The sequence below is a fragment of the Limnovirga soli genome, from assembly GCF_013106755.1.
Lineage (GTDB): Bacteria > Bacteroidota > Bacteroidia > Chitinophagales > Chitinophagaceae > Limnovirga > Limnovirga soli.
In genome coordinates, this window is sequence record NZ_WHPF01000002.1 from 25,966 (window position 1) to 47,682 (window position 21,717).

Below are 21,717 nucleotides of genomic sequence, written 5' to 3' on the forward strand. Positions count from 1 at the left end.
TCTTAATTGCTAAAAAGCAGAACCCTTGCAATTGGTAAGCGGCGGGCAAAGGCCTCCGTGGTTTTTTGCTGTGTAATTTGAGGGTGCCAGCACTAATATCCTCTTGGCAGCGGGCCATGCATCCGGATTTATCGTGGTAAAAGAACATCTATTTTTCGGGTCAAAATATCTCGGGTCAAAATCTTTCTGGTAGCCTGATGAATCATAAGTCGGTATCAAAAAAGCGGTATGCATATTTTCATATTCCGAACTTACAATATTGTTTAAATCGGGATATACCTCTTTCCCCGAAACATCGACCGAATCTACCTTTGGATACCTTGCATAATAAATCCTTACTCCCAACTCCAGGGGCACGCCATCGCAGGCTTTTCCACAAGTATCTTTCTGTATTTCCCATATAAACTGTTTCAGTGCATCAAGCGGGAACCAGATAGAATTTGCATCATCTACATTGTTGCCATTACTTTGGGTTACTAGCCTTCTTAAATTTAATGGCCCCTGGTAAAGTTTTGCCATATCCTTTATCGTTTTTACCTCCAGGTAATTAAAGGCCGGGTATGACGTCGAGTCTTTACATACATCGCAGCCGTTTTTTGCTGCTTTTACAACTTGTTCCTTCAGATTGTTATTTTCTTCAGTAAGGGTATTTATTTTCAAAAGTTCATATCCGGCGGCAATCAATAATAAAATACTAATTACAGGAAATACTTTGTTCATAAAATTTTGTTTTGGGTTTAATAATTTTTTTAAAGAGTTATAAAAATAAACATGGTGCAGCATACAAAAATCACTTCGTTAATAAATACCATTTTTCCGGTATTTCTAAAAACCACTATTTCCCCCGATTGACTTTTGTTATTTACAGCAGTAGGTTTGTGTTGTATTTAAACACTTAATTATTAAAAAAGTCATTTATGAAAATCACATCAAAGTATGAAAACGGAACAGTGTTCTGGCGCACATTTAACAGGGAAGATGCCATGTATTTTGTAGGCCTTATGGAAGGTAATCTTTCCTATGGTGAATCGCTTCAATACGATCACCCGGCCGGTTATTTTAAAATGGAAATGAAAAGTAATGGCATTTTCGGTGGGCAAATAGTTGCGGCGGGGCGTGTTTACTCAAACAGTGATGAATTTGTGCTTACCAAAGAAGGGCATCTGGATCGGGTAACTAATTGAGTAACAGGAAAGGTTGTCTTTTTAAAGACAACCTTTTTTTTTTACATCTTCTGGGAAAATATGTGCCAAACTTGGAATCGTATTTTGCCTGCCGTTGCGTCGCACTCTTGTACGTTTATCACATTATTCAGCAAATAAAAACAGGCAAATTAAATAAGCTGCAAAAGTGGCTAAGGTAAATTCTTGTGCCTGTGTGTAAGCAAATAATGGCAATGTGCAGCGGCTGTTGAAAGCCTAATTTATAATCAGCCTGTACAAGTGTGCGACGCAAGAAAAGTGTAATAGAAATACTTATGCCCGGCTAAAAGATGGTTTTTAAAAAGCCTGAAGAAGGTGGGCATATATAAAACTCACTGTTTTCCGGTATTTCTAAAAACCACCGTTTTCCCCGATTGTCTTGCGTTGATGTTGAATGTAGGTTTGTATAGAAGAAATTACCAAAACAAAAACTAATCTATCCCCCCAATAAACCAAAACCGGCGAAGCCGAAAACCGGAATACAGAGTAGGCAAACAAAATTGTACAATATGAAAAAGCATTATTACTTAATCATTCTTTTAATCGCCTCATTCTTATCAGTACATTGTGTACAAGCACAGAATGTAAATATCCCTGATGCAACTTTTAAAGCAAGTTTGGTTGCCAATACAGCTATTAATACCAATTTAGATGGCGAAATACAGACCACAGAAGCCGAAGCCTATACGGGAACTATTGGTGGCGGTTTAGGGATTAATAATTTAACTGGCGTAGAAGCATTTATTAATGCCACGGGTTTTGACTGTGAATTTAATAATGTTTCTGTAATTGATCTTACCCATAATACAAAACTTACCAATATTCGTATTTCAGATTGCCAGGTAACCAGCCTGGATCTTTCATTAAATAGCCTTTTAGATAATTTCTATTGTTATAATTGTCCGTTAGCTACTATTAATGTGCCGGCTAATACAATATTTACTTTTTTTCTTTGCCAGAATACTTTGATAACCAGTCTTGATGTTTCTCATAATATAACTTTCGCATTTTTTAACTGTGGGTTAAATTCGAAGCTTGCCAATTTAAATATTAAAAATGGGCACAATACACAGCTTACCAATTTTTATGCGTTAGGAAATCCTTTACTGACCTGCATTCAGGTAGATGATCCTGCCTATATGGATGCAAACTGGGGTACAAAAAAAGATGCCTCAGCCAGTTATAACGCAATTTGCAGTAATAATGCGTACAATGTAAATATACCTGATGCAAATTTTTTGGCTGCATTGGTTACCAACCCTGATATTAATACTGATGGCGATGGAGCAATACAGGTTTCAGAGGCAATGGCTTTTACAGGAACACTGGATGTAAGTAACCAGAGCATAAGCGACTTAACGGGCATTGAAGCATTTACCGGAATTACTGCTTTGTATTGCAACAATAATCAAATTACAAGCCTGGATGCGTCTGCATGTATAAATCTCCAGAACTTACAATGCCAGGGTAATCAGCTTACCAATTTAAACATACCACTCAGCAACGTTCTGGATTATCTTGATTGCTCCGACAATCAAATAATCAATTTAGATGTTTCTGCCAATACCGCTCTTACACAATTGAATTGCAGCAATAATCAAATAGTCAATTTAAATGTTTCAAATTGCGGGCAATTAGTAAATCTATTTTGTGGTCAGAATAAATTAATCAACACTATAGATCTTTCTAATAATTCTTTATTAATTGGCTTGACATGCAATACAAATCAACTAACCACCCTGGATATTTCAAACAACCCATTACTACAAACTTTGGATTGCAGTCAAAATCAAATAAGTACTTTACAGGTATCATCAAATGCTCAACTTGTGAGTTTAGCCTGCAGTGATAATCTACTTACGGCTTTAATTGTTTCATCAAACCATTTATTAACAAGCTTAACCTGTGGATTTAATCCATTAAGCAACCTTGATCTTACTCAAAACCCTGCATTAAGTTATTTAGAATTCAGTAATACCAATATTCCAGACATTGATTTGCATGCTAATGCTAACTTGACTTTCGTAGCTTGTACACAAGGTCATTTAACCAGCCTGGATGTATCCTCCTGCCCCTTACTTACTAATTTAAACTGTCAGGCAAACGCCATTGCAAGTTTAAACCTTTCAGCCTGTTCCTTACTTAACACTTTGATATGCCATGGCAATCAATTAACTGATTTAGATTTATCTGCCAATCCTCAGCTTACACAGGTATATTGTGAGAATAATCCCTTATTAACTACAGTGAATATCAAGAATGGCAACAACAGCAATCTTGTAGGATTTGATTTAATTGACAATCCTTCTCTTTACTGCATTCAGGTGGATGATGCTGCATATATGAATGCAAATTGGAGTGCGGGCAAAGATATTACAGCAAGTTATAATACAAACTGCGCGTCTCCGGGAGCTGCATTAAGATTTGACGGAATAGATGATTATGTAGGCGTTTCAGGAGGCGGTGGGCTTAACGATTTACAATCAGGAACTATTGAAATGTGGGTTAAATGGAATGGAAGTAATCAGGATGGAGCTGATGGCTCATTACCAAATTTTGGTCCTGTTTTATCAAGGCAGTCTGACTTTGAATTCTCCAATCAAATAATAGCATTAAGTGGTCCTGATCCTAAGACTGCAACAATCGTTTGGAAACCTTACAATGCAATTTCAAATGCCATAACAGGTTCCACTTCTCCCGCCAACGGATGGAATCATATAGCCATTGTGTATAGTTCAGGAGGCCACCAGCTATATCTTAACGGAGTGCTTGATGGATCTGGAACAGAAACAGGAGTAATGGGAAATAATACTGCAGTACCTCTTAGTATTGGCGGATGGACTGGTCAGGGTGTTCGTTATGGCAATGCTGACATTGATGAAGTTAGAATCTGGAATGTGATGAAAACCCAGGCAGAAATACAGGCCAGCATGCATTGTGAATTACCGGCCGGCACACCTGGATTGCTGGCAAACTATCATTTTAATCAGGGTATTGCATCAGCAGATAATACCGGAGAAACTACCTTGAATGATGCCAGCGGAAATGGTCAAAATGGCGCAGTGAATAATTTTTCACTCAATGGTTCATCCTCAAACTGGATATCGCAGGGTGGCGTGGCTAGTGGTACCAGTTGTGTTCCTAGCTGCCCAAGTTATTTTGCATCGCTTGACATTGAGCCAGGATATCCATCTACCATATGCCCTGGGGAAAGCACAAACCTTGCAGTAAATATTACCGGCGCTTCGCCATCAAATACCTATTTCGATATATCCTATTTTGATGGAGTTTCAACTTATGTCACTAACAGGGTCTTTGTCACCGGGTCAAATGTTACTGCTGCATTTTCTGTTTCACCAACAGCAACCACAAATTATAAATTAATAAGCATTGCTGATGCAAGCGGCTGCTCAGGTTTAATCGGCCCGGCAACGTCTGATACCTTTGAACTGGTAAACATATGCCAGCCGGTTATATCCATTGCAGACAAAAGAATTACCGAAGGCAATAGTGGCACAACGCTGGCAAAATTCAAGGTTTCATTAAGCAGTGCAAGTACAAGCACCGTAACCGTTAATTATTCTACAGCTGACAGCACCGCCACCGCAGGCTCGGATTATGTTGCTAAGAGCGGCAAAGTAAAATTCAATCCAGGGCAAACAAGTAAAACTATCAGTATAACTATTAATGGTGATAAACAAGTTGAGCCAAATGAAAAGATAAAAGTATTGCTTACCGCACCTGTAAATGCAACCATTGCAGATAACCTTGGCGTTGGTACTATTAAAAACGATGATGTAGCTGCAATTGCTTCAAACAGTACAACATCCGATGCTGCTGTAGCAACGAATATTTCTTTAAAGGTTTCTCCAAATCCTGCAAAAGATCAGGTAATCATTTCAGGTCTATCAGCAGGAAATTCAAACTTCATAGAACTTACAGATTTAAGTGGCCGAAGTTTATTAAAACAAAAAGTTACTGATAATACCCAAACCATTACAATTGGAAAATATGCATCTGGCATTTACCTGCTGCGCTATTATGATGGAATCAAAATGCAGCAAATTAAAGTGGTAAAAGAGTAAATGTAAATTATCGGATACTTAATAAAGTAAGCGATTGCATTAATGCAATCGCTTACTTAAAAATCAAAACAACATGAGCAACTCAAACGATTCTTCAACAATACTTGTAGCCGGAGCTACCGGATTTCTAGGCAGGGAAATTTGTCGTCAGTTAACAGCAGAAAATATGCGTGTAAAAGGATTTGTGCGTGCCACATCAGATGCAAATAAGGTTGCGCACTTAAAAGAATTGGGTGTTGAAACAATTGAAGGAGACCTAAAGAATAAACAATCTTTAGTAAATGCTTTGAAGGGCGTTTCGGCAATTATTTCAACGGTTTCTTCCACCTTATCAAGACAAGAAGGTGATTCTATTCAAACCGTAGATGATGAAGGCCAAACCAATCTGATTGATGCTGCAATACATGCGGGTATAAATCAATTTATATTTATTTCATTTTGCGCCATGGCGGGTGAATGGCCGCTGCAAACAGCTAAGCGAAAAGTAGAAAGGCATCTTGCCAAAAGTGGTTTAAATTATACCATATTTCAACCCACTTGTTTTATGGAAGTATGGCTGGGCCCCGCTCTTGGGTTCGATTACCCCAACGCCAAAGCCACTATATATGGAGAAGGTAACAACAAAGTGTCCTGGATAGCTATTAAAGATGTAGCGGCTTTTGCTGTAAACTCTTTACATAACCCTCTGGCTAATAATAAAATTATTGAATTAGGTGGGCCACAGGCTTTAAGTCCGCTTGAGGCGGTGCATATTTTTGAGGCAAGCATTGGCAAAAAATTTGAACTTCAATTTGTACCTGAAGAAGCAATAAAAGTACAAAAAGCAGCAGCCCAGGACCCACTCAGTGAATCCTTTGCTGGTTTAATGTTAGGCGTTGCAAACGGAAGTGAAATTGATATGACAGAGGCACTAAAAATTTCCCCCATTAAACTAACTTCGGTAAGTGATTATGTAAAAAGCTAAGGGTACATTTTGTTGTTGAATCAATTCGGGGGGGCAAACAAAAGAATATGCTTGATGCACCTGTTGCGTCGCACACTTGTACTTTCAGCACTTTATGCAGCGGAAATGTAATTGCTTACAAAAATTGTTTGTCTGAAGTGAATAATATGTATTAGTTGAACAGAAGCTACTTGCGATATTTACTTATAGTATTGCAGTTAAATCTTTGGATTAGCTGCCCAAAACCCCGAACGATAAAGTGATTGCGACGCAAGAGGCGATGCTATGAAAACCTGCTGTTGGTATTATTATGGCTTTTGGTTTATTGATTTTTAGGATTGCCATTATCGTCTAACAATGGCACAGGCATGGGGAATTGGCCGTTTTGCAGGGGCTGCTCGCTAAATACTTTATTTACATGTTGCCACTTACCATTGGCCCATTTAAAACCTTCATAATCACCATCGGGGATAAGCGTAAATTTTTTATCCAATTCATTTGATTCGCTGATAAGATGATCGAAAATGATAAGGTCTAATTCTTTATCAAATACCAATCTTGAACGGGCATCTTTTTTAAACTCAAGGCAAAAACGGGAAACGGGTTGGTCAGGCTTGATGGTATCGTTTTCGTATTCAAAATAGGGGCCACCAAACAGGGGTTCATTTTTTTCGTTAAAAGTTAACACCTCCAGCCATTTGCGGGTACTAAACAAGTCGTTATCATCAAAACCAAATAACGTGTAGTATTGTTTGCCCGCAAATTCTTTTTGAACAATGCCATAATAAATGGCGCCAATCCAGTTTTTGTTGGTGCGCACCCCATCCGTTGGCGTTGCTGAAAAATCACTTTGATCCGTTAGCGGAAATAGTTTTAACGAGCCATCCGCAGTGCGCATTTGAATGGCGCCATATTGACGGTAATAGCTTTCATCTTTTTCTATTTGCCAGGTAAAAATGCGAAAACTGCTATCGGGCGCATATATTTTTGAAACTGTTTTAATAGAATCGAAAGGGTAGTAGAAGGAATTGCTGTTTTTTAAGACTTTTACCAATGATCGTATAAAAACACTATCTGCAAAAAATCGGGTAGATGTTTCTGGTGCAAAAATCATTTGATTGGCAAATGGTTTCATGCTGTCTTCTGCATTGCGCATTTGTTCAAATTGCGTTGCATTAATATGCTGCGCATTAGTCCTGAGAGTAATGATTGCCAATAAAAATAAAATCAGTTGTTTCATATTTGATGGTAACAAGTTAGTAGCCTTTACGGAAATGAGGTTCGCTTATTGTTTAAAATGAATAATTTATGATTTTTTTATTGTTCAAATGCCTTTGCTAAATCTAATAAGCTATTGTAACGGTCATCAATTAATGCATGCGGGTAGGCTGTTTCGGGATTGGTGCTCGCTATAAAAACAGTTGCCATACCTGCATTGCGACCAAACTGCATATCGGATAATTTATTACCAGCTATAATACTTTTTGAAAAATCTATTTCAGGAAAATCTGCCTGTGCCTGTAAAGCCATGCCATGCTGTGGTTTGCGGTTCGGGCTTTTGTCATCCATATCGGTACAAAAATATATTTGGTCTATTCTGCCACCCGACTGGGTTATAGCCTGCATCATTTCTGTATGAATATTGTGCAGGTCATCCAGTGTCATTAACCCCTTGCTAACTCCTTTTTGATTGGTAACAATCACTATTTTGCCAAATAGGTTATTGCAAATGCGCAGTGCTTCCAAAGTGCCTTCGTAGAAAAAAAATTCAGAGACATTGGTTACATATAGGCCTTGAATTTCCCGGTTAATAACGCCATCACGATCTAAAAATAAAGTCCAGCTTTTATCAATGGTTGAAAATGGTATCATATCAATTGTTACATGTTCTTAAAATCATTTTGCGCCCTTTCCAAATCTTCAGGTATGCCAATATCAATAAAATAGGCGTCTTCTATATACCCAGCAATAGTATTGTTATATAGATGCTTTTCAAGATAATCTTTTTCAAATGAAAAGGCGGTTGGCAATACCAAATCCTGCCATGAAGATTTTTCTATCACGTACAGCCCACCATTGATTAAGGCATTTGTATAGTATTTCTTTTCACTAAAATTGGTTATGATGTTTTTATCATTCATACCTACCACACCATAACGGCTGGTATGTTGCATTGGTTTAAGTGCCACCGTGCATTGGGCTTTATGGCTAGTATGTTGTTGCAGCAATAACAATGTGTTTACAAAAAATAAAGTATCGCCATTTACCACCAATACCTGCTCTGTATTTGCTTTTGCTAATGCCTGCTTTAATGCTCCACCGGTGCCCAATGGACTATCCTCAATACTAAAACTAAAATGCATATTGTATTTGGAATTGGCAATATATTCCTGAACCATATGATGTAAATAACCCAAAGCCAAAATACAATGTTGAATGCCCTGTTTTTCTAAATAACCAAGCAGGTAGTGTAAAAATGGTTGGTGATTTATTGGGGCCAGGCATTTAGGCAGATGCTGCATTACCGGCAGCAAACGGGTGCCGGCACCACCAGCCAGAATAATTGCTTCCCTAACGCCGGTGGTGGAAGATGAGGATTTATTTTCTGCAACTTGCTGCATAAGCTATTGGTTATGCAAATAATTGGGCTTCTACCAGTTCACAAATAATATGGCCAATCATGATATGGCTTTCCTGAATACGGGGTGTATCGGTAGATGGTACATTGAACAGAAAATGACTGATGTCTTTTATTTTACCACCCGTGGCGCCAGTAAATCCAACTGTAACCATGTTTTTGGATTGCGCTGTTTCAAATGCTTGTATGATATTGGTGGAGTTGCCGGAGGTGGTTAATCCAATCAATACATCGCCACTTTGGCCAATGCCATCTACGAGGCGGGAGTAAATTACATCAAAGCTATAATCGTTGGCTACTGCGGTTAAATAGGAGGTATTGCAGTGCAAAGCTTCGGCAGGTAAGGCCTTACGGTTTTTATAAAAACGGCCTGAGAATTCGGCAGCCAGATGTTGGGCATCTGCAGCACTGCCACCATTACCGCAAAACAATACTTTATTGCCATTGGCAAATGCGTTGGCAATGGTATTTACTACTGATTCAATATTTTTTATCATAGCCTCATTTCCCAGTATGTCTTGTTTTACTGTTACGGAAGCCTGAATAATATTTTTTATTGTTTGGTTCATTTTAATATTTTGAGGGTGGTTTTTACCTCATGTGATTTTATTACTGCCACCTATTCAGTTTGTACAAGTGTGCGACGCAAGTGGGCTGCATGTTCTTACTGGCGCCGGGCTCACAATTTGTATTTTAAAAGATATTGTTGTTTTTATTTTTAATTTAAGAGGCGGTTGACCAGCTGATTAATCCGTGTTTGGTAAAACGATAAGGTTTTACTTCGCCGCCAAAATTATTTAAACTATCTATTACCTTATATCGGGTATTGCCGGGGCAATAGAATATCATAAATCCGCCGCCACCGGCTCCACTTATTTTGCCTCCTGTTGCACCCGCTTTTTTGGCAGCCTCATAAATATCTTCAATAAAAGAATTGCTGATATGAGTGGCCATTTTTCTTTTTTGTTCAAAGCCAAAATCCAGCACTTCACCAATTTCGTGTAAACGGCCTTTTAACAAGGCTTCCTTCATCATGTGTGCCTGCTCCTTTAGCTGGTGCATGGCGGCTATAGAAACATTGTTATTGTTTAACACATTTTGCTGCTGCTCTCTGATTATATTGGCCGACTCCCTGGTTTTATCCGTATAATATAGTACCAGATTGTGTTCCAGTTCGTTCAGGTATTCCTGTTTTATACGTAATGGATTTACTATAACATTATCTGCATTACTAAACTCCATAAAATTCACACCTCCAAATGTGGCAGCATATTGGTCTTGCCGGCCGCCTTCCAGCCCCAGGTCGTTGCGTTCGATATCGTAGGCATAATGGGCAATATCATATTCACCTAAAGGCAGTTTTAGCATTTCGGCAAAAGCACCAATAATGGCCACCACAAGGGTAGACGATGTGCCTAATCCACTGCCGGCCGGTGCATCAACATAGGTACTTAAACAAAAATTAGTGAGGGGTAAACCATAATCTTTTTGGATACGGTTATACACCCCTTTTAAAAGATCTAATTTGCCGTTAATGGGTAATTGGCTGGCCCACTCGTAACGCTTTTCCTGTTTAAGATCAAAAGCCTTTAGGATGATGCCATTTTCTGTGATGGGTTCGATAGTAGCATGGGCATAATGAGCAATGGTGGCATTTAAAATGGCACCGCCAAAAGTATTGCTGTACGGACTAACATCTGTACCGCCACCAGCCAAACCAATACGTAGGGGGGCCCTGCTTCTGTAGATCATTTTTATTATTTATGTACCCGGCAGCAGGATTGCTGTGCATCGCCTCTTGCGTCGCACACTGCAGCTGCAGTAACCATGCGGGGCAAAAATACTACTCAATTATTTTACACCCATAAATAGTTGAATAAGAAGGTATAGCACTAATTTACACCATCCATGTTGTAAGTAATAAACTACCTGCTGCCATAAAAACAGAACGATGAAGTGCTTGCGACGCAACAGGCGATGCCATCACTGCTTTAGCTGGTATTACAACTATACTTTACGTCCCGGATACACCTGAAGTGCTTTTTCCAAACAATCCATAGCACTGTTTATAGCGCTTAAATTAAGTACGTAGGCCAGCCTAACTTCCTGCTTACCTAAGCCCGATGTACCATAAAAACCGGTAGCCGGAGCCAGCATTACGGTTTGTTTATTATATTCGAAAGATTCCAGCAGCCATTGGCAAAAGCTATCTGCATCATCAATAGGCAATTTGGCTATAGCATAAAAAGCACCACCCGGATTTGGACAAAATACATTTGGCATGGCATTTAGCCTTTTTACAATCAGGTCTCTGCGGCTTTTATACTCTGCTTTTGTGATATTAAAATAATCGTCCGGCAAATCGATGGCGGCTTCGCCGGCAATTTGGGCAAAACTGGGTGGACTAAGTCTTGCCTGTGCAAATTTCATGGCGGCATTGTAAAGGTCTTTATTACGGGTAATAAAGGCGCCAATGCGTCCGCCGCAACAGCTATACCGCTTACTAATGGTATCCATTAACACCACATTATCTTCCACACCTGCCAATTGCATGGCACTGAAATGAGTGCCTTCATAGCAAAATTCACGATAGGCTTCATCCGCAAATAAATACAGATTATGTTTTAAGATAATCTGACGCAGGGTTTCCATTTCGTCCTGACTATACAAATAGCCTGTGGGATTATTGGGATTGCAAATTACAATGGCTTTTGTGCGGGGTGTAATGGCTTTTTCAAAGTCGGCAATAGGCGGCAGGGCAAAACCATTTTCAATATAGGAGGTAATGGGCACTACTTTAATGCCGGCACTTACTGCAAAACCATTATAGTTAGCGTAAAATGGCTCGGGAATAATTACTTCATCACCGGGATCGAGGCAGGCCATAAAGCCAAATAAAATAGCTTCACTACCACCTGTGGTTATAATAATTTGATTGGGGGTAATATCAATCCCCACTTTTTGGTAATACTGTACCAGTTTTTTGCGGTAGCTTTCATTGCCGGCGCTATGGCTGTATTCAAGTATTTTAAAATCTGAATTTCTTACCGCATCCAAAACCATTTTGGGTGTTTCAATATCAGGTTGGCCAATGTTTAAATGGTATACCTGTATGCCTCTTTTTTTAGCTGCTTCTGCGTAGGGTACCAGCTTCCTGATAGGAGAAGCAGGCATATTATGGCCGCGTTGGCTTATGGTAAGTTGTGTCATAAAGCAAACCTACACGAAACCGGTAAATTAGCCAATGACAGTGCTTATAATTATATAAAATTTTAGTTTGGCTATGTATAAAATCCCCAAAGTGGTTTGATATTTCTTTTTATTGTACCCTGAACCTTAAAATACCCATAAATTAACTCTTTGTTCGCGGGGTATAGCCCCATATTTCCCACATTTCTAATATAGAAGGTTTACTTTTAATCACCTTTTATTTGTAATACCAAAATTGTACACTTTATGAACCCCCTTACTCTGCAAAAGAGTATGCTGTTAGGCATGCTCCTTTCTGCCTGTGCACCCTTGTGTGCGCAAAAAAATACCGCGTATGCTATTACCGGTACTTCAAAAGACAATATTTCGTGGACGGTAATCAGGGAAATTGATCTTTCCACTGGTAAAGAGTTGCGAACCATTTATGAGCCCAAAAACAATATTGCTATTGTTGATGCGGCTACAGGCAACCGGTTACAGGTGAATAACGATGGAAACCTGATTGTACCAGAGGTCCAAAACAGTAATTCTTCAGTTGTAAATGATTTGGTTACCGCACCTACAGAAACCATGGTAGCCGCCAGTGCATTTGATGCAAAAACCAATCGACTGTTTTTTACGCCAATGCACAGCAATGAATTAAGGTATTTTGATTTTGAATCAGGCACCAATCAGGTGTATTATGTGCGTAATAATGCATTAAAATCATTTATTAATACTGATGTTGATGCCACCGTTATTACCAGGATGTGTTTTGGTGCAGACGGTTATGGCTATGCCTTAACCAATGATGGCAGCCATCTAATTCGTTTTTCATCAGGAAAAAGTACAAATATTGTTGATCTTGGCTCCATTCTGGATGACCGGAAAAATACATCCATTTCCATTCAAAACAAATGCACCAGCTGGGGAGGTGATATGATTGCCGATGCATTTGGTAATTTGTATATCATCAGCATGCGGGGAAATATTTTTAAATTTAACCCATCGGCAATGGTAGCAAGTTTTATGGGACAAATTAAAAATATACCTCAGGATTACCTGATAAATGCTGCTGCTGTTGATGCCGAAGGAAATGTGATTATTGGTTCTGCCACAAAATCAGACCATTATTATAGTGTTAACCTATCTAATTTGCAGGCTGCCCCCTTAGCTAATCAGGTGGAATCTGTTTACAATGCTTCCGACCTGGCAAGCGGCCATTTTGCTTTTGAGCATCTGGTAACCTCAAAAAATGAGACAACCGCAAAAGCCAGCATCAACGTATATCCCAATCCTGTTGTAAATAAAACTATTTCACTAAGTTTTGATAAAATGCAACCGGGTAATAAAACCATACAATTACTAAATGCTGCCGGTACGGTGGTTTTTAATAAAAATATGGCTACCAATGCTACCGGAAATGTACAAGTGGCTTTACCTGCAAACATTGCCAAAGGCTTTTATGTACTTAAATTAACCAGCGCAGCCGGCAAGGAACAATACACCAAAAAGATAATTATAGAGTAATAACCTATTTAAAAAATATAAAGTCCTGCCATACGGCAGGACTTTTTTATTTTCGCATTCTTATGTTTCAATCAAAGAAAAATATAATTGCCGGCAGAAACCCGGTAGTAGAGGCTTTGAAAAGTGATCAAACCCTTGATAAGGTGTTGTTGTTTAAAAATGCGTCGGGAGATGCCATTAACGAAATAAGGCAACTGGCTGCGGCTAAAAATGTACCAGTACAGTACGTGCCAAACGAAAAACTCAATAGCCTTACCAATGTATTACATCAGGGGGTTATTGCCTATAAATCAAGTGTTGTTTACCAGGATTTGCAGCAGGTGATTGATTGGGTAAACGATAAAGGCGAAACTGCATTATTTATTATGCTGGATGGAGTTACCGATGTTAGAAATATTGGTGCTATTGCACGTACTGCAGTTTGCTGTGGTGTGCAGGCAATCATAATTCCCGATAAAGGTGTAGGTGCTTTAAACGAAGATGCCGTAAAAACAAGTGCAGGTGCTTTGGAGCAAATACAGGTTTGCCGCGTAAACAGTTTGCTAAAAGCACTGGATACATTGCACCTGAACGGTATTAATGTGTACACCAGTGAAATGCAGGCGCCAAAACGTATTTACGATATTGAACTCACAACACCCTGCTGTATTGTAATGGGTAACGAAGAAAAAGGCGTTCAATCCTATATGAGTAAGGCGGCTGATGATCAGTTCTCTATTCCCATGGTAGGTAGTTTCGATTCATTAAATGTTTCTGTGGCTACAGGTATGATTTTGTACGAAGCCATGAAACAACGTAAAATATAATGCCATAGGTTAGCCGGGCATATGTGTTTCAATTAATCATCCGTTGCGTCGCACTCTTATACTGCAGTAATACTGCGCAGCTTATGCGTTTGGTAAGAAATTGTTGTTTGTAGTAAAGTAAAATGTTTGCAGCGTAATAAATCGGAACGTACAAGTGTGCGACGCAAGTAAAGCTATTAATATAACCTGCAGCCGGGTCAACACAATACCAATGCATGTATATGAAGCCAATAAAAATTATCGAATGTCCCCGTGATGCCATGCAGGGTTGGCCAAAGCAAATACCTACGGCTGTTAAGGTTGCGTATATAAACAGTTTATTACGGGTAGGTTTTGACACGCTTGATATGGGTAGTTTTGTTTCACCAAAAGCCATTCCGCAAATGGCCGATACGGCCGAAGTATTATCGCTAATAAATACAGCAGATACCCACACCAAATTATTAACCATTGTAGCAAATTTGCGCGGTGCAGAGGCTGCTATGGCATTTAACAGTATTAATTACCTGGGTTTCCCCTTTTCTATTTCGCCAACATTTCAGTTGCGCAATACCAATAGTACCATGCAGGACAGCATGGAAAGGGTAGCAGCCATTCAGCAACTTTGTACTACGCACCAAAAGCAGCTTGTTATATATTTAAGCATGGGGTTTGGCAATCCTTATGGCGATACCTACAATGAAACCGTTTTACTTGACTGGGCAGCTGTAATGGCGCAAATGGGAATTGGTATTATTTCTTTGGCAGATACGGTAGGGTTGGCCACGGCTGATCAGGTAAAACAGGCATTAGAAGTATTAATACCAAAATACCCGCAAATTGAGTTTGGCGTACACCTGCATTCTGCTCAAAGCAACCGGGCCGCAAAATTACAGGCAGCACTTGATGCCGGATGCCAGCGTTTTGATGGCGCTATTGGTGGTATTGGTGGTTGCCCAATGGCACAAAACGATTTAATAGGTAATATGGATACCAGTTTTATGATAGACTATTTTAAACAACAGCAAATACCCATTGCCATAGAAGAGTCCGTCTTTGAAAAAAGTAAAGTTTTATCATCTCAAATATTTAGCTAATGCAATTCTTTGCACCAATTACTATAAAACCGTTAGATCAACCTATAACGTATAAGGACAATCTGTTGCTTACCGGGTCTTGCTTTACCGAGCATATTGGTAATCACCTGATGGATGTAAAGTTTAATGTATTGCAAAACCCCAATGGTATTTTGTTTGATACGCCCAGTGTTTGCCGTAGCATATTATCCTATATTGAAAACAGGCAATACACGGCGGATGATTTGTTTTACCATAACGAAAGCTGGCATTGCTGGCAATACCATAGCCGTTTTTCTCATCCGGATCAGGCTACCTGTTTGGCTATGATTAATGCTTCGCAACAACAGGCACATGCATTTTTGCAAAAGGCAGATTGGTTAATTATTACACTTGGGTCATCGTTTAGTTATAAATTGGCGCAAGATTTAATGCCGGTTTCCAATTGCCATAAAGTACCCGCTACGCAGTTTATAAAGCATTTAAACAGCATTGAGGAAACAGTTACAGCTTTGGATACCACCATACACCAGTTGTTCCATTTTAATAAGAAAATAAAAATAATTTTTACCATTAGCCCGGTTAGGCATTTACGTGATGGCGTGATAGACAATAACCGCAGTAAAGCCAGGTTAATAGAAGCCGTGCATCACCTGGTAAATAAGTTTAGCAGGTTGTATTATTTTCCTGCTTACGAGTTGGTAGTAGATGTGCTTCGTGATTATCGGTTTTACGATATAGATCTTGCTCATCCAAATTATGCTGCTACACAGTTTGTACTGGAAAAGTTTGCAGAGTGTTGTTTTAATAATGCCACTATTACACAAATGGAAGAAATTAGAAAAATAGCCATGGCTATGCAGCATAAGCCCTTCAACCCGGCATCGCAGCAACATAAACAATTTTTGAAAACCCAATTGCAACGAACCCAGCTGCTGCAAGAGCAAAACCCCTGGCTCGATTTTACAAAAGAGTTAAATTATTTTGCCAGTTAAGCATTTCAAATACAATTTTTTGGGCCCAGCTAAACCAACAAATCAGCTTTACTTGCGTCGCACACTTGTACAGCGGAAATGATGGCATCCAATTTTGTAACTTATCAGCGCTTATGGCATATATCATTTTGCTGCCATAAAAAAGGAACGTATAAGTGAAGTATTTGTGTGGCAAAGCAGTAAATAGGTAACAAGCGGCTAAGCCACAGGTTTTCACTGCTGGTTAACAAAATTTGATGACAATAAAATTGAGTAGTTTAACTTTCTATCAGCTCTCCGGCCGCTACATTTAAAAAATTGGGTAGTACGTGGCTATAGGTATAGCGTATTTTGCCCGGGTCGTTTAGGTGATCAATCATGCTTTTCCATTTGGCTTCACCATGATTTTCTATAACGGTTTTCTTTTTGTCTTCGCGTTGCAGGTACATGCTCATACCAATTGCATCTGCCTCGGGATGAAATTGGGTACCTATAAACCAATCGTTAAACCGTATGGCCATAATGGCTCTTTCATAGGGAACATGTGGCCTGTCTTTTTCAATAGCCAACAAACTGGCGCCTAATTGTCTAATACGTTTATGATTTGGTTCAATTACCTGGTAATCACGGCTATCTACAGCGTAAAAAGGATCTTGCAGACCTTCGAAGACTTCTTCCGGCTGATTGTATTGTAATGGATGAATGGGAAAAACACCGAATGAAGTAGATTTTCTTTTACAAACATTCGCAATTTTATAATGCCTGCAAGCCAGTTGAAAGCTATGGCAAATAAAGAAAATATGTTTTTTAGGGAAATTAGTCGTTTTTTGATTCCATGCTTCCACCTGTTCTATCCATTGCATGAATTTATTGTCCCATGCTTCTCCCTCACTTTCTATTGGTGAGCCAGGTCCGCCGCTGGAAATATAAATATCGTAGGAAAGATCGGGAATTGCCTGCGCCCTGCGCACATCAAATTCATCTAATTGTACTGTATACTGGTTGTATTCGCCCCATTGGTTTACAATTTCACGCAAACAACGCATCCCCTGGTTTTCAACACCTTCGTATAAATCAAGAATTGCAATACGTACAGTCATATTATCTCTCATGCTCTGCAAAAGTAAGCATTTTAAAAAAATGCTATTTAAGGGTTTTCAACAGGTGTTAATTGAGAGGCTGCAGCTGGTTTATATAATAATGGCAGCAGCAATGGCAATACCTCCACATATGAAATGCGCATAATCAAGTAATCGCTAATCAAAAAAATAATAAACAACGCTGTCAACAGTTTATCATATTTGGAAGTAAAAAAGCCAACTATAAAGAAAAGTTCCAGTGCAGTGGCAGCTATATATAATGCGTACCCCCAATATTGGTACTGCAGCAAAAAGTTATAAAAGTTGGTTTGCCAATATTGGGGCGAGTTTATCAACATGTCGTGGTGCTGGTATAACAGTATGCCGCTCATTTGCAAAGGGTTGAAAACACCCCCTTGAGCTAGTTTCCAAACACCTGCCGACATAAAAAAATATAGAAAAAAATACCGAATGCCCCGATATAGCAGCTCAAATTGTTCTTCACTATTTGTTATAAACACAACAGGAAATAGCAGCCAGGCGATATGGGCTTCAATTGAATTGGATGGGTAAAGGGTATAACACTGTATATATATCCAGTTTATAAAAAGCATTGCTAGCGCTAAAATCCATGATTTGGCAGGTTGGTATTTTTTGGCCAGCAAAACAAGCATTGGCATACTATAAAAAAAGCTATCAAATAAAATATTACCAGCACTATTATGTAAAAGCCATTGGTGTATACCTGTTTGCATAATTAGCCAGGTGGTTAGATCTTGCCTGGTATAGAAAAATACAGGATGCAATTGATACATAAACAATCCATTGGTCCATTTATATACCATTAAGGCATAGAAAATAATGCAATACCACCCAAGCACCTTATATTGAAAATTTGGTTTCAATCTGAATGATGATTATAAGGTGAATTGGTGATTTGTTTAATTGGGGTAGCAATTAGGGTAGCCCGCAAACTATTTATCGGTTGGCTTAATTGATGCGCCAAATAGGTTTTATACCATGCCTCAAAATCCTGCAAGTAAAGGTTATTGGTAAACCTGTTGCTATCAGCAAATGGCATAAGCCTGTGAATATCCTGCTGCCATAATTGTTTATTCCATACCTGCTGTTGGGAGTATCTTAATATAGGCAGGGTAATATTATCCCATTGTTGCGGTGTAAAATCTTTTGCCTGTAAGGTTTTACCATTCACTACTATTTTGCAAACAGTATAATTGCTTTGCGGATACATTTTTTCTGAATACATGCCATAGCTATATAAAGGCGATATAGCAATGTCCTGCCTTAAATTGTTAAGTAACTGCCCCATCATAAAAACAATGAGGGCAACAAACATCCATTTATTATGGCGATATAGTTGTTGCAGGTACATATAAAAAGTGTTCTGCCCTTGCAGGCAGAACACAATGTTACAAAACTTATATACAGAATTACCGGTATTCTTATTGGAAATAACTCAGATTAGTTTTTGGGCTTAATGCCAGCAAGGTTTCGTACATTAATTTAATCGTGTCTTCCACATCTTTTTTATGCAGCATTTCCACAGGTGTATGCATATAGCGTAATGGAATAGAGATTAATACCGATGGGCAACCATCGTTGGCATAAGCAAAACTATCGGTATCGGTGCCTGTGCTGCGGCTTAGGGCCCGCATTTGAATAGCAATTTTTTGTTTTTCTGCCACATCTTCTACCAGATGCAATAATTTGTTATGAATGGCAGGTCCATATGCCAGTGATGGGCCTTTGCCACAGGCAACATCACCTTCTATCATCTTATTAATCATTGGGGTTTGTGTATCGTGTGTAACATCCGTAATAATGGCTACATCGGGTTTTATCCTGCGTGCAATCATTTCTGCACCACGCAAGCCAATTTCTTCCTGCACGGCATTTACAATGTATAAGGCAAAAGGCAGTTTTTTCTTATGCTCGTGTAAAAGACGGGCCACTTCGGCAATCATAAAACCGCCAATACGGTTGTCAAATGCACGGCCTATATAATAATCGTGTGCCAGTTCTTCAAAACCATCTTCATAGGTTACCACTGCACCTACATGTATGCCCAATGCTTCCACTTCTTTTTTGGTTCTGCCACCACAATCCAACCAAAGATTTTCAACTTTAGGCTGGTTTTCTTTATCGCCACCACCAAAGCGGGTATGTATTGCCGGCCAGCCAAATACAGCTTTTACCGGGCCCTTTTTACCATGTATAATTACCCTTTTTGCTGGGGCAACCTGATGGTCTACACCGCCATTACGCTTCAAATAAATAAGTCCGCTATCAGTAATATAATTTACAAACCAGCTTATTTCATCCGCATGCGCTTCTATTACAACCTTAAAAGTTTCTGTAGGATTAATTACCCCAACTGCGGTGCCATATGGATCGGTAAAATGTGTATCAATATATGGTTTCAGGTACTCGAGCCATAATTTTTGTCCCCCACTTTCAAATCCAACAGGAGATGGGTTATCTATATAGGCTTTTAAAAAATTTAGCGATGCATCCGTTAATAATGGTTTTTCTTTTGCGGTTTTTGTCTTTTTCTCTTTTGCCATAGCATGTATTTTTAAAATCGTAAATATGTGTTGCCCAACAATGGATAAACTAATGATGCTTTACTTGCGTCGCACTCTTGTACTTCCTTATCAGCAGGCAGCAATAGATTTAGTGTTTGCAGGCTGGATAAAATTATACAGTTTAGCCTATAATAAAATCAGCTGCCATAAAACCAGAACGATGCAGTGAGTGACACAAGCGGCGATGCCATATATTTTATAGCTTGTTTCCAACTTATTGCCTTACCAAAATAGCGGCCAAAATGCCGCAGAAAGCTTTTATCAGCATCAGTCCATCAATAACTGCAAGATAATAGATTATGGGCTTTCTGCGCTTCAAACTAAGGGCTACAATTATTAACAATAAAAAAGGTATGCTGTTAATGGCGATACGTAGCAATGGGAATTTGAGCAGAGACGCAAAAATAAATAGCGATATAAGCCCCATAATAGTTAAGGGAATAATGATATAAAAAATGGTTTTACGCAAGCCAACACGTACTACAAATGTTTGGAGTTTGCGGTTATGATCGGCAGCATAATCTTTTATATCAAATAAAATGGCCAGCTCGCTAATGAACATAAAATTTTTAAAACAAAGCCAGAAGTTTACCCTGTTAAATTCTATAAAGCTATTATACTCTACCTGATACCAGATAATAGGTACATAGGTAACCATAATGGCCCATACAAAGCCTATTACAAATGGTTTAAACCAACCAGATTGCCTGGTATTGATGATATTTTGGCCACCCAGTGGTATACCATAATAAGCAAGGGCAACAATTACAGTTATAATGATAGGCAGGTATTCAATTACAGGTATAGATATTAGGGCTGAATAATTTTGTAGTAACAGGTAAAAACTTATTGCCGTGCTAACAACAAGCATAATAATTTGAGAAACCCTTGTTAATTTCTGATGATTGCGATACCAGCTATTGCGGCTGTTTATATGCTGGCCTTTATTTTCCTGCATATACGCATATGTGTAAAACAAAACTGTTACACAATACAGATCAACATAAAATGGCCAGGAGTTAAATGGTAATTGCATTTGCATAGCCACTTCCAATGCTAAAGCAACTGTGCAGCAACCATAAAAATAATTGCCATAAAAAACAGATTGAGCAAGCTTTTTAAACAACAGTCATTTTTAACTAATATACAAAAACTAACTGGGGCGAAGAAATGGTATCGCTGGAGTTGCTGGCTTTATCTACCAGTGCAAAGCGAAATACACAGGTATCGTTGCGTTGGCATTTGGGGCCGGGTAATGTTGGAATAATAGCATTAGGATCGTTGATGCCATAATAATATTTTACAAGAATTTCCCCTTCTGAGTTAGCAGTTTGAGGTACGCTTACCGGAATAGTTTCGTTGGTATTGAAATTATTATCAGGACAGCTTTCATCTTTGGTAACTTCTTCTATGTATAAATTATTTTGAATATCGCCTTCTTTATCAGTGAATTTTAGTACAAACTCCACCAGTTGACCTCTTTGAAATACCAATGAATTGGAACTTTTAAATTCCAATGTTGGTTTAGTATTGAATTCTGTTTTGGTACATGCTGCCAAACAAAAGGTTAATACCGTTACTATACATATTTTTGTCTTCATTTGTTGTTA

20 protein-coding genes are annotated in these 21,717 nt (G+C 38.8%); 7 read left to right on the forward strand and 13 right to left on the reverse strand.

Annotation, left to right across the window (positions count from 1 at the left end; genetic code table 11):
* Positions 1-9 precede the first annotated feature (9 nt).
* A complete protein-coding gene (locus GD597_RS01970; protein ID WP_171606132.1) occupies positions 10-720 on the reverse strand; it encodes a hypothetical protein in 711 nt (236 codons plus the stop codon).
* A gap of 197 nt (positions 721-917) precedes the next feature.
* Here GD597_RS01970 and GD597_RS01975 point away from each other — a divergent pair, with 197 nt between their 5' ends.
* From GD597_RS01975 to GD597_RS01985, 3 genes are all read left to right on the forward strand, one after another.
* Positions 918-1,184 (forward strand): hypothetical protein, encoded by a 267-nt coding sequence (locus tag GD597_RS01975; protein ID WP_171606133.1) that lies wholly within the window; start codon positions 918-920, stop codon positions 1,182-1,184.
* A gap of 527 nt (positions 1,185-1,711) precedes the next feature.
* Complete coding sequence (locus GD597_RS01980; RefSeq protein ID WP_171606134.1) at positions 1,712-5,287, forward strand: LamG-like jellyroll fold domain-containing protein; 3,576 nt, start codon at positions 1,712-1,714, stop codon at positions 5,285-5,287.
* 73 nt (positions 5,288-5,360) lie between these two features.
* On the forward strand, positions 5,361-6,251 hold the full coding sequence (locus GD597_RS01985) for an SDR family oxidoreductase (RefSeq protein WP_171606135.1): 891 nt from the start codon (positions 5,361-5,363) through the stop codon (positions 6,249-6,251).
* A gap of 301 nt (positions 6,252-6,552) precedes the next feature.
* On the opposite strand, the gene GD597_RS01990 is transcribed toward GD597_RS01985, so the two are convergent.
* From GD597_RS01990 to GD597_RS02015, 6 genes are all read right to left on the reverse strand, one after another.
* Positions 6,553-7,470 carry a hypothetical protein gene (locus tag GD597_RS01990; RefSeq protein ID WP_171606136.1) on the reverse strand — a complete coding sequence of 306 codons (918 nt, stop codon included), beginning with the start codon at positions 7,468-7,470 and terminating at the stop codon, positions 6,553-6,555.
* Positions 7,471-7,547: 77 nt separating this feature from the next.
* Positions 7,548-8,102, reverse strand: coding sequence for a D-glycero-alpha-D-manno-heptose-1,7-bisphosphate 7-phosphatase (locus tag GD597_RS01995; RefSeq protein ID WP_171606137.1), 555 nt, complete (start codon positions 8,100-8,102; stop codon positions 7,548-7,550).
* 8 nt (positions 8,103-8,110) lie between these two features.
* Positions 8,111-8,851: a nucleotidyltransferase family protein gene (locus tag GD597_RS02000; protein WP_171606138.1), complete on the reverse strand. Its 741-nt coding sequence runs from the start codon at positions 8,849-8,851 to the stop codon at positions 8,111-8,113.
* Between the two features lie 10 nt (positions 8,852-8,861).
* Complete coding sequence (locus tag GD597_RS02005; RefSeq protein WP_171606139.1) at positions 8,862-9,437, reverse strand: D-sedoheptulose-7-phosphate isomerase; 576 nt, start codon at positions 9,435-9,437, stop codon at positions 8,862-8,864.
* A 154-nt stretch (positions 9,438-9,591) separates the two neighbouring features.
* On the reverse strand, positions 9,592-10,620 hold the full coding sequence (locus GD597_RS02010; protein ID WP_171606140.1) for a GHMP family kinase ATP-binding protein: 1,029 nt from the start codon (positions 10,618-10,620) through the stop codon (positions 9,592-9,594).
* A 255-nt stretch (positions 10,621-10,875) separates the two neighbouring features.
* Entirely contained in the window at positions 10,876-12,078 is a 1,203-nt protein-coding gene (locus GD597_RS02015; protein ID WP_171606141.1) for a pyridoxal phosphate-dependent aminotransferase, read from the reverse strand.
* A gap of 246 nt (positions 12,079-12,324) precedes the next feature.
* Between GD597_RS02015 and GD597_RS02020 the strand changes: the two genes are divergently transcribed.
* The 4 genes from GD597_RS02020 (at position 12,325) to GD597_RS02035 (ending at position 16,443) form a co-directional block, all read left to right on the forward strand.
* Positions 12,325-13,587, forward strand: a complete 1,263-nt coding sequence (locus tag GD597_RS02020) for a T9SS type A sorting domain-containing protein (protein WP_171606142.1) — start codon at positions 12,325-12,327, stop codon at positions 13,585-13,587.
* Between the two features lie 62 nt (positions 13,588-13,649).
* Positions 13,650-14,393, forward strand: a complete 744-nt coding sequence (rlmB, locus tag GD597_RS02025) for a 23S rRNA (guanosine(2251)-2'-O)-methyltransferase RlmB (protein ID WP_171606143.1) — start codon at positions 13,650-13,652, stop codon at positions 14,391-14,393.
* 221 nt (positions 14,394-14,614) lie between these two features.
* Positions 14,615-15,469, forward strand: coding sequence for a beta/alpha barrel domain-containing protein (locus GD597_RS02030; RefSeq protein WP_235954160.1), 855 nt, complete (start codon positions 14,615-14,617; stop codon positions 15,467-15,469).
* Positions 15,469-16,443 (forward strand): GSCFA domain-containing protein, encoded by a 975-nt coding sequence (locus tag GD597_RS02035; protein ID WP_171606145.1) that lies wholly within the window; start codon positions 15,469-15,471, stop codon positions 16,441-16,443. Before GD597_RS02030 ends, GD597_RS02035 begins: the two co-directional genes overlap by 1 nt.
* A gap of 257 nt (positions 16,444-16,700) precedes the next feature.
* Here the strand turns inward: GD597_RS02035 and GD597_RS02040 are convergent, their stop codons facing one another.
* From GD597_RS02040 to GD597_RS02065, 6 genes are all read right to left on the reverse strand, one after another.
* Positions 16,701-17,534, reverse strand: coding sequence for a type 1 glutamine amidotransferase (locus tag GD597_RS02040; protein ID WP_171606146.1), 834 nt, complete (start codon positions 17,532-17,534; stop codon positions 16,701-16,703).
* A gap of 35 nt (positions 17,535-17,569) precedes the next feature.
* The gene (locus GD597_RS02045) at positions 17,570-18,406 is read right to left on the reverse strand and encodes a hypothetical protein (protein ID WP_171606147.1); all 837 of its coding nucleotides are present in this window, start codon (positions 18,404-18,406) and stop codon (positions 17,570-17,572) included.
* Positions 18,403-18,894 (reverse strand): hypothetical protein, encoded by a 492-nt coding sequence (locus tag GD597_RS02050; RefSeq protein WP_171606148.1) that lies wholly within the window; start codon positions 18,892-18,894, stop codon positions 18,403-18,405. Before GD597_RS02050 ends, GD597_RS02045 begins: the two co-directional genes overlap by 4 nt.
* Positions 18,895-18,964: 70 nt before the next feature.
* Entirely contained in the window at positions 18,965-20,086 is a 1,122-nt protein-coding gene (locus GD597_RS02055; RefSeq protein ID WP_171606149.1) for a M42 family metallopeptidase, read from the reverse strand.
* Positions 20,087-20,321: 235 nt separating this feature from the next.
* Positions 20,322-21,065: a UbiA prenyltransferase family protein gene (locus tag GD597_RS02060; protein WP_171606150.1), complete on the reverse strand. Its 744-nt coding sequence runs from the start codon at positions 21,063-21,065 to the stop codon at positions 20,322-20,324.
* Positions 21,066-21,246: 181 nt separating this feature from the next.
* Positions 21,247-21,708: a hypothetical protein gene (locus GD597_RS02065; protein WP_171606151.1), complete on the reverse strand. Its 462-nt coding sequence runs from the start codon at positions 21,706-21,708 to the stop codon at positions 21,247-21,249.
* Positions 21,709-21,717 lie beyond the last annotated feature (9 nt).